The sequence below is a fragment of the Pseudomonas anatoliensis genome, from assembly GCF_017976235.1.
Taxonomy (GTDB): Bacteria; Pseudomonadota; Gammaproteobacteria; order Pseudomonadales; family Pseudomonadaceae; genus Aquipseudomonas; species Aquipseudomonas anatoliensis.
Genome location: NZ_JACVHC010000007.1, coordinates 23,691 through 36,392, shown reverse-complemented (window position 1 = coordinate 36,392; position 12,702 = coordinate 23,691). Strand labels below are relative to the sequence as shown.

12 protein-coding genes are annotated in these 12,702 nt (G+C 57.6%); 3 read left to right on the top strand and 9 right to left on the bottom strand.

Annotation, left to right across the window (positions count from 1 at the left end; translation table 11 throughout):
• The first annotated feature begins 6 nt into the window (after positions 1-6).
• Complete coding sequence (gene cobA / locus ICA16_RS21860) at positions 7-774, top strand: uroporphyrinogen-III C-methyltransferase (protein WP_210701539.1); 768 nt, start codon at positions 7-9, stop codon at positions 772-774.
• Between the two features lie 74 nt (positions 775-848).
• On the opposite strand, the gene ICA16_RS21855 is transcribed toward cobA, so the two are convergent.
• From ICA16_RS21855 to ppsA, 8 genes are all read right to left on the bottom strand, one after another.
• Complete coding sequence (locus ICA16_RS21855; RefSeq protein ID WP_150601342.1) at positions 849-1,883, bottom strand: OmpA family protein; 1,035 nt, start codon at positions 1,881-1,883, stop codon at positions 849-851.
• 107 nt (positions 1,884-1,990) lie between these two features.
• On the bottom strand, positions 1,991-2,581 hold the full coding sequence (gene sigX, locus ICA16_RS21850) for an RNA polymerase sigma factor SigX (RefSeq protein ID WP_150601341.1): 591 nt from the start codon (positions 2,579-2,581) through the stop codon (positions 1,991-1,993).
• Between the two features lie 89 nt (positions 2,582-2,670).
• The gene (locus ICA16_RS21845; protein ID WP_008048604.1) at positions 2,671-3,495 is read right to left on the bottom strand and encodes a mechanosensitive ion channel family protein; all 825 of its coding nucleotides are present in this window, start codon (positions 3,493-3,495) and stop codon (positions 2,671-2,673) included.
• Between the two features lie 2 nt (positions 3,496-3,497).
• The gene (locus tag ICA16_RS21840; protein WP_008076827.1) at positions 3,498-3,746 is read right to left on the bottom strand and encodes a hypothetical protein; all 249 of its coding nucleotides are present in this window, start codon (positions 3,744-3,746) and stop codon (positions 3,498-3,500) included.
• A gap of 63 nt (positions 3,747-3,809) precedes the next feature.
• Positions 3,810-4,805, bottom strand: coding sequence for a zinc transporter ZntB (locus ICA16_RS21835; RefSeq protein ID WP_042558498.1), 996 nt, complete (start codon positions 4,803-4,805; stop codon positions 3,810-3,812).
• A gap of 21 nt (positions 4,806-4,826) precedes the next feature.
• Complete coding sequence (gene rraA / locus ICA16_RS21830) at positions 4,827-5,318, bottom strand: ribonuclease E activity regulator RraA (RefSeq protein WP_100847899.1); 492 nt, start codon at positions 5,316-5,318, stop codon at positions 4,827-4,829.
• 229 nt (positions 5,319-5,547) lie between these two features.
• Positions 5,548-6,537 (bottom strand): alpha/beta fold hydrolase, encoded by a 990-nt coding sequence (locus tag ICA16_RS21825; protein WP_210701538.1) that lies wholly within the window; start codon positions 6,535-6,537, stop codon positions 5,548-5,550.
• A gap of 185 nt (positions 6,538-6,722) precedes the next feature.
• Positions 6,723-9,098 carry a phosphoenolpyruvate synthase gene (gene ppsA, locus ICA16_RS21820; RefSeq protein ID WP_150594597.1) on the bottom strand — a complete coding sequence of 792 codons (2,376 nt, stop codon included), beginning with the start codon at positions 9,096-9,098 and terminating at the stop codon, positions 6,723-6,725.
• A 174-nt stretch (positions 9,099-9,272) separates the two neighbouring features.
• On the opposite strand from ppsA, the gene ppsR reads away from it, so the two are divergent.
• Positions 9,273-10,091, top strand: coding sequence for a posphoenolpyruvate synthetase regulatory kinase/phosphorylase PpsR (gene ppsR / locus ICA16_RS21815; RefSeq protein WP_042558495.1), 819 nt, complete (start codon positions 9,273-9,275; stop codon positions 10,089-10,091).
• Positions 10,092-10,184: 93 nt separating this feature from the next.
• On the opposite strand, the gene ICA16_RS21810 is transcribed toward ppsR, so the two are convergent.
• Positions 10,185-11,600 (bottom strand): aminotransferase-like domain-containing protein, encoded by a 1,416-nt coding sequence (locus ICA16_RS21810; RefSeq protein ID WP_210701536.1) that lies wholly within the window; start codon positions 11,598-11,600, stop codon positions 10,185-10,187.
• A gap of 113 nt (positions 11,601-11,713) precedes the next feature.
• On the opposite strand from ICA16_RS21810, the gene ICA16_RS21805 reads away from it, so the two are divergent.
• Positions 11,714-12,628 carry a DMT family transporter gene (locus ICA16_RS21805; RefSeq protein ID WP_210701775.1) on the top strand — a complete coding sequence of 305 codons (915 nt, stop codon included), beginning with the start codon at positions 11,714-11,716 and terminating at the stop codon, positions 12,626-12,628.
• The last annotated feature ends 74 nt before the right edge of the window (positions 12,629-12,702 follow it).

Here is a 12,702-nt window from a genome sequence, read left to right as displayed (position 1 = left end):
GACACCATGAATGCGAAAGTCTGGTTGGTGGGCGCAGGCCCTGGTGATCCGGAACTGTTGACCCTCAAAGCGGTGCGCGCCTTGCGTGAGGCCGATGTCGTGCTGATTGATGATCTGGTAAACGATGCCGTGCTGGAACACTGCCCCGCCGCGCGAATCATTGCGGTGGGCAAGCGCGGTGGCTGCCGCTCGACGCCGCAGGCCTTCATCCATCGTCTGATGTTGCGCTACGCCCGTCACGGCAAATGCGTGGTGCGGCTCAAGGGCGGTGATCCGTGCATCTTCGGTCGTGGCGGTGAAGAGGCTCAGTGGTTACGCGAGCGTGGTGTCGAGGTCGAGTTGGTCAACGGCATCACTGCCGGGCTGGCCGGTGCGACGCAGTGCGATATCCCCCTGACCCTGCGCGGTGTGGCGCGCGGCGTGACGCTGGTGACTGCGCATACGCAGGATGACAGCCAATTGAACTGGCAGGCACTGGCGCAAGGCGGGACGACGCTGGTCATCTACATGGGTGTGGCCAAGCTGGGCGAGATTCGTGAGCAATTGTTGGCGGGCGGGATGGCGGAGGATACGCCGGTAGCGATGATCGAAAACGCCTCGCTGCCACATCAGCGCGAGTGCCGAAGTGATCTGATGGCGATGGAGTGGGATGCCTCTGCGTTTGAGCTGAAAAGTCCGGCCATCCTGGTGATTGGTGCTGTCGCTGCAGTTGCAGAAGATCAAAAGATCGCAGCCTTCGGCAGCTCCTACATTGGGAGTGCATACGCCTTGTAAGTGCTGGCGCTTTACCAAATCGCAGACAAAGAAAAGCCCGGCCTAAGCCGGGCTTTTCTCAGAGCGGCAGCTAATTACTTAGCTTGAGCTTCAACCTGCGCTTCTACGCGACGGTTTACAGCGCGGCCAGCGTCAGTTTTGTTGTCAGCAACTGGGCGGGATTCGCCGTAGCCAACAGACTGAACGCGGGACGATTCAACACCGTACTGGTTGGTCAGAACTTGCTTAACGGCGTTTGCACGACGCTCGGACAGTTTCTGGTTGTAAGCGTCAGGACCGACGGAGTCAGTGTGACCTTCAACAGTAGTGGTGGTGGATGGGTACTGCTTCATGAAGTCAGCCAGGTTTTTGATATCGCCGTAGCTGTTGGTTTTAACAACAGATTTGTCGAAGTCAAATTTAACGTCCAGCTCAACACGAACAACTTCAGCAACTGCCGGGCAGCCATCAGCGTCAACAGTTACGTTGGCTGGGGTGTCTGGGCACTTGTCGACGTTGTCGCAAACGCCATCGTTGTCGCTGTCGGAGCAGACTTCAGCTGGTGCTGGAACTGGAGCAGCAGCAGGCTTGGAGCCGCCACCGAAGTTCACACCGATACCGACGCTTGGAGCCCACTCGGTGTCGCCCTGGTCGATGTTGTACTGAGCTTCAACGCCAGCACGGGCGTAGAAGTTGTCAGTGAAGTACAGCTTGGCACCGCCGCCAACGTTGGCGAAGGTGGAACGGTTACGACCGTTCGAACCGTTCTGGTCGATGCTCTGGTCAGAGAAACCGGCCGAAACGTACGGACGCAGCATGTCGCCCGGGTTGTTGAAGTGGTACAGAGCGTCCAGAGCGGTGTTAGCGCCTTTTACGTTCTTGCCGTCGTCGGCACGTACGTTGTGCACTTCGTCGTAGCCCAGACGCAGTTCAACGTCGTCGGTCAGGAAGTAACCGATCGAGCCGCCGAACAGGTTGCCGTTGTTCTTGAAGTTACGAGCGCTGTCGAATTGTTCTTTCTTAGCGAAGCCTTCGATTTCAACTGCGCCTTGGCCTTGTGCCAGAGCGCCGAACGAAGTGGCAGCAATAAGAGAACCAATGGCCAAGCCCAAGGTGTTTTTCAGTTTCATCCGTTAAATCCCCATCTGGTGATTGTGAAGCAGTCCCGCAAACCGGGGGACAACTCGGCGGCAAGTCTATCAGAACTTGCCTACACGTAAGAGATATTTGCGCTGAACTAAGTTTCAGCAATGCCTGCAAATTTCTCACGCAATTTATCTAGAGCGCGTTTGTACCGCATTTTTGTAGCACTCAAACCCATGTGCATGATGTCTGCGATTTCCTGAAATTCAAGCTCTGCGACAAATCGTAGCACCAGAATTTCGCGGTCAATCGGGTTCACATACACCAGCCAGCGATCAAGCCCGCCCTTGTCCTCGGGTTTTGGCGTCTTTTCTTCGGACGCTTCCTCGAGGGGGTCAAGACTCAATGCGTCCATCAAGCGACGCTTTCGCCGTTCCTTCCGATACTGCGTGATGCATTCGTTGTAAGTGATGCTGTACAGCCAGGTTTTGAACTTCGATTTCCCCTCGAAATTCTTCAGGCCATACAACACCTTCAACATCACTTCCTGACAGACATCGTCTGCATCGCGATCGTTCCCAAGATATCTCGCGCAGACGTTAAATAATGTTCGCTGGTAACGCCGCATCAGTTCTTCATAGGCGCGCGTCACGTGAAACAGCTCGGTATGCGAGCGCGCGACCAACTCCTCATCAGAGAGCTCGCGGGGGTCGTAGCGCGTAGATAACGTTTGGGCTTTATTCAAAACAAGTCGTGCCGACAGTCAGGTCAATGTCCGCCGCAACCAGCTTCGGCTGGCTTTCGCGGCGGCATACATTAGCAGGGTTTGCCGGATTAGCGGCTACTCACATGCTGTTCCAGCAGGATCCGATTGGAAAGAGAGACTAGCTCACCCTCATCGGTCAGCAATGTGGTTTTAACCGTGCCGATCTCTTCGATCTGACCTTCGACCTCGCCAACACGCACTTGTTGCCCAACCTGGTACAACTCACGCACATAGATTCCCGCAAGAATCTGACCGGCAATTTCCCGGCTTCCCAACCCCATGGCCAGCGCAACCGCCAGACCAACGGTAATCAATACAATGACAATCACATGGTTCAGCAGGTCGGTCTTGACCTCAAGCTGACTGATCGCGACCGAGATGCTGATGATGATCACCAGCCCCTGAGCGATTCGCCCCAGCCCCGAAGCGTAGTCCAGGCCTACGCCTTCTGCCGCCCCACGCACCAGCCCATTGGCCAATTGCGCGAGCAAAACGCCCACCAGCAACACCAGGGCTGCGCCAAATACTTTCGGCAAATACAACGCCAGCATATCGAGCGTAGCTGAAACTCTCTCAAGGCCAAGGGATTCTGCTGCAGAAACCAGAAAAATAAGCAGAACGAACCAGTAAACGATCTTGCCGATCAGTGTCGAGATCGGAACCTGAAGCCCTGCGCGCGACAGCAACTTGGTCAGCCCGGTGCCGCCCATCAGGCGATCGAGGCCCAATTTGGCGAGCAGTTTGGACAGCAAGGTATCGAGCAGCTTGGCCACGACGAAACCCAACAGCAGCACCACCAGTGCGCCGAACAGGTTCGGGATGAAGTTGGCGACTTTGGTCCACAACGCAGTCATTGCAGTGACGAGGCTCTGAGTCCAGAGATCAAGTTCCATATTCAATCAGCCTTATCAGCAGTGCGAGCGGTAGGTTTACGAAGACGGGAAACCGGCGAGACGTGGGCCGATCCGTTATTAAGGGCGATCATCAGCGCGGGCAGCCAGCGGCCCAGCAGGCTGAACAGATCGCCGGCGCCGACCTGACGGTTGGCGGTTTTGAGTACGCGGCCCAGGCACGCATCGTCGTCACGGCTGGACGGCGAGGCGTTGAGCATGTCGCGCAAAGACTGTTCAAACGGATCGTGCATACGCACCTCTCGTGATGTCTGTGAAAGACGCGGGCAGATTTGGTCGGGTCACATGCGCCATGTTCAGACCCAGCGCAAACGACGGAATAACCACCATTGGCCGAAGGCCATGGCGAGCACCGTCAAGCAGGCGATCAGGAAACCATAAGGGCTGCTCGCGAACGGAATTCCGCCCACATTTATACCCAGCAGACCGGTGATAAAACTCATTGGTAAAAAGATGCAGGTGATGATGCCGAAGCGGTACATCGTGCGATTCATGCGCACGCTCAAACGCCGGTCTTCTGCCTCCAGGACAAGCCCCACGCGCTCTCGGGTCAATTCGAGTTCTTCGAGATAGCGGGTCAGGCTGTTGTTCAATTCGTTCCAGTAATCGGCATCATCATCGACAAACCACGGCAGTTTTATCCGCGTCATCTGGCCGAAAATATCCCGTTGTGGAGCGAGAAACCGCTTCAGTCCGGCCGCCCTTCGACGGATGTGCAAAATCGATCCGTGCTCCGGGGTATACCGTTCGTCGGCATCCATCTTTTCTTCTTCCTCATCGGCGATTTCCGAGAGGCAAGTGACCAGATCCTGCACCTTGTTAGTGAGGAATTGCGCCAGATAAAGGATCAGCTCGGAGGACGTTTTCGGGCCTTTGCCCTCTGCCAGAATCGTCAGCAGTTCATCCGTGGCCCGCAACGGACGCAAACGCAGGGAGATAACACGCTGGGCAGAGGCAAAAATCCGCACCGAAACCATGTCTTCCGGTTCGGCACCCGGATTGAGGTTCACACCGCGCAAAAACAGCAGCAACTCGGAATCCGGCAACGGCAACAGGCGCGGCCGGGTGTTCTCTTCCAGCAGCAAGTCGCAGGTGAATTCGTTCAGGCCGCTGGATTTGCGCAGCCAGGTCTGGGTTTGCGGATGACTGCGATCCCAGTGCAGCCACAGGCTTTCATGGGCCTGTAGCTGCAAATCGTCGAGCTCAGTCCGGGCTATCGAACGCGCACCGCCTCTACCGTCCAGCACCAGGGCATGCACCAGCCCCCATTGCGCGTTTTCTTCCTCGAACATCCTCATCCCTTTGTCAAAAGCTTATTCAGGCATCTTCAGCGGGCTCGGCGAGATGATCACGCCGTTGTTGTCCGCATAAATGTAGTGGCCCGGGTGGAACGTCACACCGGCGAAAGTTACTGGAACGTCAAGGTCGCCGAGCCCGCGCCTGTTGGACTTCCTCGGGTGGCTAGCAAGGGCCTGCACGCCCAGATCGGTCTGCGCGATGATATCGACGTCGCGGATGCAACCGTAGATCACCAGCCCTTCCCAACCGTTTTTCGCGGCTTTCTCGGCCAGCATGTCCCCCAGCAGGGCATGACGCAGCGAACCACCACCGTCGACCACCAGTACCTTGCCATTCCCTTTGAGCTCGACCTGCTCCTTGACCCGCGAGTTGTCTTCGAAGCATTTGATGGTCACGATTTCGCCGCCGAATGAATCACGGCCGCCGAAATTGCTGAACATCGGTTCCAGCACCTGGACCAGTTCCGGATAGGCGTCGCACAGGTCAGGCGTGAGGTAATGGTTCATCGAAAAACTCCTGTAAAAAGGAAGACGATCAAGGATGACGCACTCTTGTGAGACGAGTTCCGGCAGTCGCTGTTTACCTTAGTTCATGCAAGGGTCGCTGAACGAACCTGAACAAACGCTGAAACGTAATAGCAAATCAGCCACTAAAAGTGACCAGAACCGCACAATGCGTCATATCTTAGCCGCAAGCCGACCCGAACGAAATGGCCTTTTTTCAGCGCCTCGCGACTCAGACCGCTGCCGCCAGATCCGGCTTCTCACCCAGTAACGGCGTGTGCTGATCGTTCAACCAGCGTGCCACCAGTGGCCATACCTGCGTCTGTGCAGCCTTGCTCACCAACATTTCGACATGGCCGAAATTATCGTTGTAGCCCTGTTCGCGCCCCAGATTGATGAACTGTTTGTGCTCAGAACCCATCTGCTCGAACAGTTTGCGACAAGCCCACGCAGGATCCTGATGATCCCCCGCCGCACTTACCGCCAGCACCGGCACCTGAACATCAGCCAGACCGGCCCACCAGTCTTTGTCCTTGTCACCAAACCGGCCGAACAGGCCGTACCAGCGCATGCTCTCGATGGCCAGGCCAATGGGCTCATCTTCCGGTCCGCGCTTGAGGCGTGAGCCCGACAACTGCGCGAAACGCTTGAGAATGAAGCGACCGCTCCATTCAACCGGCGGAATCTTCAGCGGCCAGTAAGTACGGCTGACCTGAGTGCCAAAAAACGCTGCCGACGCTACGGCAGGTTCGCCCAGATACTCGCCACCGAGAGCCGCCGCCAGGGTAATGCCGCCCAGCGAATGGCCAATCCAGTGCGGCACCTGCCCACTCTGCTCACGCACGAATGCGGCGATTGCCGGCAAATCGTACCTGGCGTAGTCGGCGACACGGTTCCTGCGGTATTCCTCGTTGCGCTGCGATAAACCGTGACCGCGCATCTCCGGAATCCACACGTCGAAGCCCAGCCGTGCCAGATAAGCGCCGAGCCCCAGACCCTTGGGCGAGAACCAGAATCGCCGGTTGGAAAAACTGCCGTGCAACAGAATGACCGGCACACCGCGCACCGCCGGTTCATCGGCCATGCCCAAACGGGTGACGGCGATTTCTACGGACCAGTCCGGGCTGTTGCCGGGTTTCAGACGATAAACGTCTTCGCTCAGATCGCCGCGCCGCTCGGCGCTGATCAGGGCGACAGGAAATAGGTTACTGCTGCTTTGCATAATGCTCTTGCACAAAAAAGGGCGGCATCCGGAGGCGCTCGCCCTACTTAAATCTCAAAGCCTTACCCCTTGTGGGAGCGAGCTTGCTCGCGAAAGCGGTACATCTGTCGACATCGATGTTGAATGCCAGTCCGTCTTCGCGAGCAGGCTCGCTCCTGCAGTAGAGCGGCCCGTTCACATAACCATCAAGCCTGCGCTTGGCCTTCCGCGAGGAAGAACCAGGTTTCCAGCACGGTGTCCGGGTTCAGCGACACGCTTTCGATGCCCTGCTCCATCAGCCAGCGCGCCAGATCCGGGTGATCGGATGGGCCCTGACCGCAGATACCGATGTATTTGCCAGCCTTGTTGCACGCCTGAATCGCGTTCGACAGCAGTTTCTTGACGGCCGGATTACGCTCGTCGAACAGGTGCGCGATGATCCCGGAGTCACGGTCCAGACCCAGCGTCAGCTGAGTCAGGTCGTTGGAACCGATCGAGAAACCGTCGAAGAATTCAAGGAACTCTTCAGCCAGAATCGCGTTGGATGGCAATTCGCACATCATGATCACGCGCAGACCGTTTTCGCCACGCTTCAGGCCGTTCTCTGCGAGCAGATCAACAACCTGACTGGCTTCGCCGAGGGTGCGCACGAACGGCACCATGATTTCGACGTTGGTCAGGCCCATCTCGTTGCGCACACGCTTCAGCGCGCGGCATTCGAGTTCGAAGCAATCGCGGAACGATTCGCTGATGTAACGCGAAGCGCCACGGAAGCCCAGCATCGGGTTTTCTTCTTCCGGCTCGTAGAGCTTGCCGCCGATCAGGTTGGCGTATTCGTTGGACTTGAAGTCCGACAGACGCACGATGACTTTTTTCGGCGTAAACGCTGCTGCCAGGGTGCTGATGCCTTCGACCAGTTTGTCGACATAGAAGCCAACCGGATCATCGTAGCCGGCAATACGCTTGTCGACGCTGTCCTTGATTTCCTGCGGCAGACCGTCGTAGTTCAGCAGCGCTTTAGGGTGCACGCCGATCATGCGGTTGATGATGAATTCCAGACGGGCCAGGCCCACACCGGCGTTCGGCAGTTGCGCGAAGTCGAAGGCGCGGTCCGGGTTGCCGACGTTCATCATGATCTTGAACGGCAGATCAGGCATGGCGTCCACGGAGTTCTTCTTGATGTCGAAGCCCAGTTCACCTTCGAAGATGTAACCGGTGTCGCCTTCAGCGCAGGACACGGTTACGCCCTGGCCATCTTTCAGCAACTGGGTGGCGTTGCCGCAACCGACAACGGCCGGAATGCCCAGCTCACGGGCGATGATCGCCGCGTGGCAGGTACGCCCGCCCCGGTTGGTCACGATGGCGCTGGCGCGCTTCATTACCGGTTCCCAGTCCGGGTCGGTCATGTCGGAAACCAGTACGTCGCCCGGCTGGACCTTGTCCATCTCGGACACGTCCTTGATGATCCGCACTTTACCTGCACCGATGCGCTGGCCGATGGCGCGACCTTCAACCAGCACGGTGCCGGTTTCTTTCAACAGGTAACGTTCCATGACGTTGGCCTGGGTGCGGCTTTTCACGGTTTCCGGACGGGCCTGCACGATGTACAGCTTGCCGTCGTCACCGTCCTTGGCCCACTCGATGTCCATCGGGCACTGGTAGTGCTTCTCGATGATCATCGCCTGCTTGGCCAGCTCGCTGACTTCAGCATCGGACAGGCAGAAACGCGCGCGATCAGCCTTGTCGACGTCGATGGTCTTGACCGACTTGCCGGCCGTGGCGACTTCGCCGTAAATCATCTTGATGGCTTTGCTGCCCAGGTTGCGACGCAGGATCGCCGGACGACCGGCCTCCAGCGTGCCCTTGTGGACATAGAATTCGTCCGGGTTCACCGCGCCTTGAACGACGGTTTCGCCCAGACCGTAGGCGCCGGTGATGAACACCACGTCACGGAAACCGGATTCGGTATCGAGGGTGAACATCACGCCGGCGGTGCCGGTTTCCGAACGCACCATGCGCTGCACGCCGGCAGACAGGGCGACCAGTTTGTGGTCGAAGCCCTGATGCACGCGGTAAGAAATCGCACGGTCATTGAACAGCGAGGCGAACACCTCTTTGGCAGCGCGGATAACGTTTTCCACGCCACGGATGTTCAGGAAAGTTTCCTGCTGACCGGCGAAGGATGCGTCCGGCAAGTCTTCGGCGGTGGCGGAAGAACGCACGGCCACGGCCATGTCAGGGTTGCCGGCCGACAGCGTGGCGAACGCGGTGCGGATCTCGGCGTTGAGTTTTTCCGGAAATTCGGCGTCCATGATCCATTGACGGATCTGCGCGCCGGTCTTGGCCAGTGCGTTGACATCATCAACGTCGAGCGCATCGAGGGCCTGGTGGATCTGGTCGTTGAGGCCACTCAGTTCGAGGAAGTCGCGATAGGCCTGAGCGGTGGTGGCAAAGCCGCCGGGGACCGACACACCGGCACCCGCCAGGTTGCTGATCATCTCGCCCAGGGATGCGTTCTTGCCCCCCACATGCTCAACATCGTGTTTGCCGAGCTTATCGAGGGAAACTACGTACTCTACCAAGGTGATCTCTCCACTAACTGTGTTGGAAAAGCTCAGAAACCGGCTGCTCGGGGGAGCGTTGGCCGGTTGTATGGCCTGGACCTGGAAAATAAGTGAGAATGCTGGCCAATGGCGGCCGGCAAATCGCGCCTATCATATCCAAGATTCGTTATTAGCTTAAGGCCCAAGGTGCAAATGAAACGATCTGCTTTCTTTATCTCCGATGGCACCGGCATTACTGCCGAAACCCTGGGTCAAAGCCTCCTGGCGCAGTTCGAAAACATTACCTTCAGCAAATTCACGCGACCGTACATCGACAGCGTGGATAAAGCGCGGGCCATGGTACAACAAATCAATAAAGCCGCCGAAACCGACGGCTTTCGCCCGATTATCTTCGACACCATCGTCAATCAGGACATTCGTGAGATTCTCGCAACGTCCAATGGTTTCATGATCGACATTTTCTCGACCTTCCTGGCCCCGCTTGAACAGGAACTGACCGAGCATTCTTCCTACACCGTCGGCAAGTCGCATTCGATCGGGCACAACTCCAATTACATGGAGCGGATCGAGGCGGTGAACTTCGCCCTCGACAACGATGACGGCGCCCGCACGCACTATTACGACAAGGCCGATCTGATTCTAGTGGGCGTGTCGCGATGTGGTAAGACGCCGACGTGTCTGTACATGGCCATGCAATTTGGTATCCGCGCGGCCAACTACCCGCTGACCGAAGACGACATGGAGCGCCTGCAACTGCCGCCCGCCCTGCGCGCCCATCAGCACAAGCTGTTCGGCCTGACCATCGACCCGGACCGCCTCACCGCGATCCGCAACGAGCGCAAACCCAACAGCCGCTATTCGAGCTATGCCCAGTGCGAATTTGAAGTGCGCGAAGTGGAAAACCTGTTTCGCCGTGAAAACATCCCGAACATCAATTCCACGCATTTTTCGGTGGAAGAGATTTCGGCGAAGATTCTGGTGGAGAAAGGGGTGGAGCGGCGGTTCAAGTAACCCCGCATGCCCCCTGTAGGAGCTGCCGAAGGCTGCGATCTGTTGATCTTGTTTTAAACATCAACATCAAAAGATCGCAGCCTTCGGCAGCTCCTACACAGGATTGGGTTCCGTCAAGGCGTGCTTCAGAGCCTCAAAGCCTGCGAGCAACATGCTGTCATCCCCCACCGTATTACACACACTCACCCGAATAAACTGCGGCACCGCCGCATGCCCCACCGCAAACGCCTCAGCGGTCGCCACCAGATAGTTGTTTTCTTTCAACTCCGCGGCAATCTGCGACGCTCGCCACAACGCCGGCACCTCTACCCAAAAGTGCGGACTGTAGGTGTGCGTCTTGTAGCTCAAGCCGTCCAGTACGCCCGCAACCAACGCCTTGCGGCGGCCAATTTCCGTGATCTGCTCATCCAGCAAGCGTTCGGCCATGCCGTTTTCGATCCACAGGCTCGCCACCTCCATCGACAGCGGATTAGCCATCCAGCACGTCGTACGAATGGCTGAACTGATGCGCCCGATCAACGCTTGCGGCGCGTGCAGATAACCGACCCGCAACCCGGCGGAAACAGCCTTGCTCAAACTACCGATCAACACCGAGCGCTCAGGAGCGAAATAACTCAATGGCAGCGGGCGCTGGCGGTCGAGCACAGCGTGGGCTTCGTCTTCGATGATCAGCAGATTGTGCTGGCGGCACACCTCGGCAATCGCCTCGCGCCGTGGGATCGACATCACGGCGGCTGTAGGATTCTGGATCGTTGGCGTGCAATACACCGCCGCTACCCGATGCTGACGGCATATATCCTCCAGCGCCGAGGGCAACAGTCCTTCGTCATCCATCGCGGCGCCGATGAGTTTTATCCCAAGTTGACGTGCGACGCTGATCAATCCGGGGTAGGACAAATGCTCGGTCACGACCGTGTCGCCGGCCTTGAGCAAAGCCATCAAGGCGCACAGCAAACCGTGCTGACCTCCGTTGACGCACAGCACCTGATCGGCGTGTGGCACGAAATGCCCGTGGCGCAACCACACCGCCCCCGCCACCCGATGCCTGGCCAATCCGCCTTCGGCGGTGTACCCGGTCAATTGCTGTAACAAGCCCGGATCATTGGCCAGCTCGACCAGACATTCGCGCATGAACGCTGCTTCCTGGCCGGGGATCGGCTGGTTGCGACTCATGTCGAAACACGCAGGCGGCTCGTCGCTGACATTGCGAAAGCCTTTGTCCTGCGGCCGTTCCATCCCGCGCTGACGCACATAGGTGCCGTCTCCTACGCGGGCCACGACTAATCCGACACGCTCAAGCTCACCGTAAGCACGACTGATGGTGCCGATGGTGACGCCAAGACTATCGGCCAACAGTCTGTGCGGTGGCAGCTTGCTGCCTGCCTCGATAACGCCCTCGCCGATGGCCTTTTCGACCGCATCGGCCAAGCGTTTGTACTTGACGCCTGCGCCATGGGCGAGGCCGTCACGAAGGATTGACACCATGGCAATACTTGCTTTGACACTCATTCTCGCCCCGAATAGCGTATTGAAAACAGGTTCAATCAGGAATAGACCTTTTCAGTCATGAGGTCAATTCCCAGCTCGGAGCACCCAACATGTCGACCGCCATCAGCTCACCGATGAACATCAGCAAACCCTGGCTTGCCGGATTGATCACCAGCAGCCTGTTTCTCATCGTTTGCCTGAGCTGGGGCACCACATGGCTGGGGATCAAGATTGCCGTGGAAAGCGTGCCTCCACTCACCGCCGCTGGCCTGCGCTTTCTGATTGCCTTCCCACTGTTCCTCAGCTTCGCGGTGTTGCGCAAGGAACCCCTGCTGTTTCCGCGCCAAAGTCGCTGGTTTTTTGTGTTCGTCACGCTGTCGTATTTCAGCCTGCCCTACTACCTGCTCAACTATGGCGAGATGCACGTGTCGTCTGGCCTGACGGCGCTGCTGTTCAGTTGCATGCCGGTGTTTATCCTGCTGTTTTCGGCGGTGTTTCTGCGCGAGAAAATCTATCCGTCGCAAATGCTCGGCATCGCCATCGGCTTCGCCAGTTTGTTCATGATCATTCGCAGCCAAGGCTTGCATCTGGATCAGGCGGAATGGCTTGGTGTGCTGGCGATTCTCTGCGCAGCGGTCATGCATGCATTGTGCTACGTAGTGACGAAAAAGCACGGCAGCGCCATCAGCGTGATCACCTACAACACGCTGCCGATCGGCATCGCCGGGCTAATGTTATTTATTGTCGGCTTGGGCTTCGAAGCGCCGAGCTTCCAGGACGTGACCGCGCGCTCATGGGCTGCCCTGCTCTATCTCGGGCTGGTGGCGTCGGTGGGTGGATTCATCGTTTATTTTTTGCTGCTTAAACGCCTGAGCCCGATCATTCTGTCGTTCGTGTTTATCATTTTCCCGGTGTTCGCCGTGATCATCGGCGCCTGGTACGAAGGGCAAACCCTGTCCCGGGAATTGATGATCTATTCGGCGATTTTGTTGGGTGGTTTTGCGATCACCAAACTGCCCATCGAAAAATGGCGCAAATCGTCCGTGTAGGAGCTGCCGCAGGCTGCGATCTTTTGATCTTGTTTTTTTACAATCAAAGTCAAAAGATCGCAGCCTGCGGCAGC

Bases quoted from the DNA above. Each gene is read 5' to 3' on its own strand.
- ICA16_RS21805 (WP_210701775.1), top strand. From the start codon at position 11,714: ATGAACATCAGCAAACCCTGGCTTGCCGGATTGATCACCAGCAGCCTG.
- ICA16_RS21810 (WP_210701536.1), bottom strand. From the start codon at position 11,600: ATGAGTGTCAAAGCAAGTATTGCCATGGTGTCAATCCTTCGTGACGGC.
- cobA (WP_210701539.1), top strand. From the start codon at position 7: ATGAATGCGAAAGTCTGGTTGGTGGGCGCAGGCCCTGGTGATCCGGAA.
- ICA16_RS21840 (WP_008076827.1), bottom strand. From the start codon at position 3,746: ATGCACGATCCGTTTGAACAGTCTTTGCGCGACATGCTCAACGCCTCG.
- ICA16_RS21845 (WP_008048604.1), bottom strand. From the start codon at position 3,495: ATGGAACTTGATCTCTGGACTCAGAGCCTCGTCACTGCAATGACTGCG.
- rraA (WP_100847899.1), bottom strand. From the start codon at position 5,318: ATGAACCATTACCTCACGCCTGACCTGTGCGACGCCTATCCGGAACTG.
- ICA16_RS21825 (WP_210701538.1), bottom strand. From the start codon at position 6,537: ATGCAAAGCAGCAGTAACCTATTTCCTGTCGCCCTGATCAGCGCCGAG.
- ICA16_RS21835 (WP_042558498.1), bottom strand. From the start codon at position 4,805: ATGTTCGAGGAAGAAAACGCGCAATGGGGGCTGGTGCATGCCCTGGTG.
- ICA16_RS21855 (WP_150601342.1), bottom strand. From the start codon at position 1,883: ATGAAACTGAAAAACACCTTGGGCTTGGCCATTGGTTCTCTTATTGCT.
- ppsR (WP_042558495.1), top strand. From the start codon at position 9,273: ATGAAACGATCTGCTTTCTTTATCTCCGATGGCACCGGCATTACTGCC.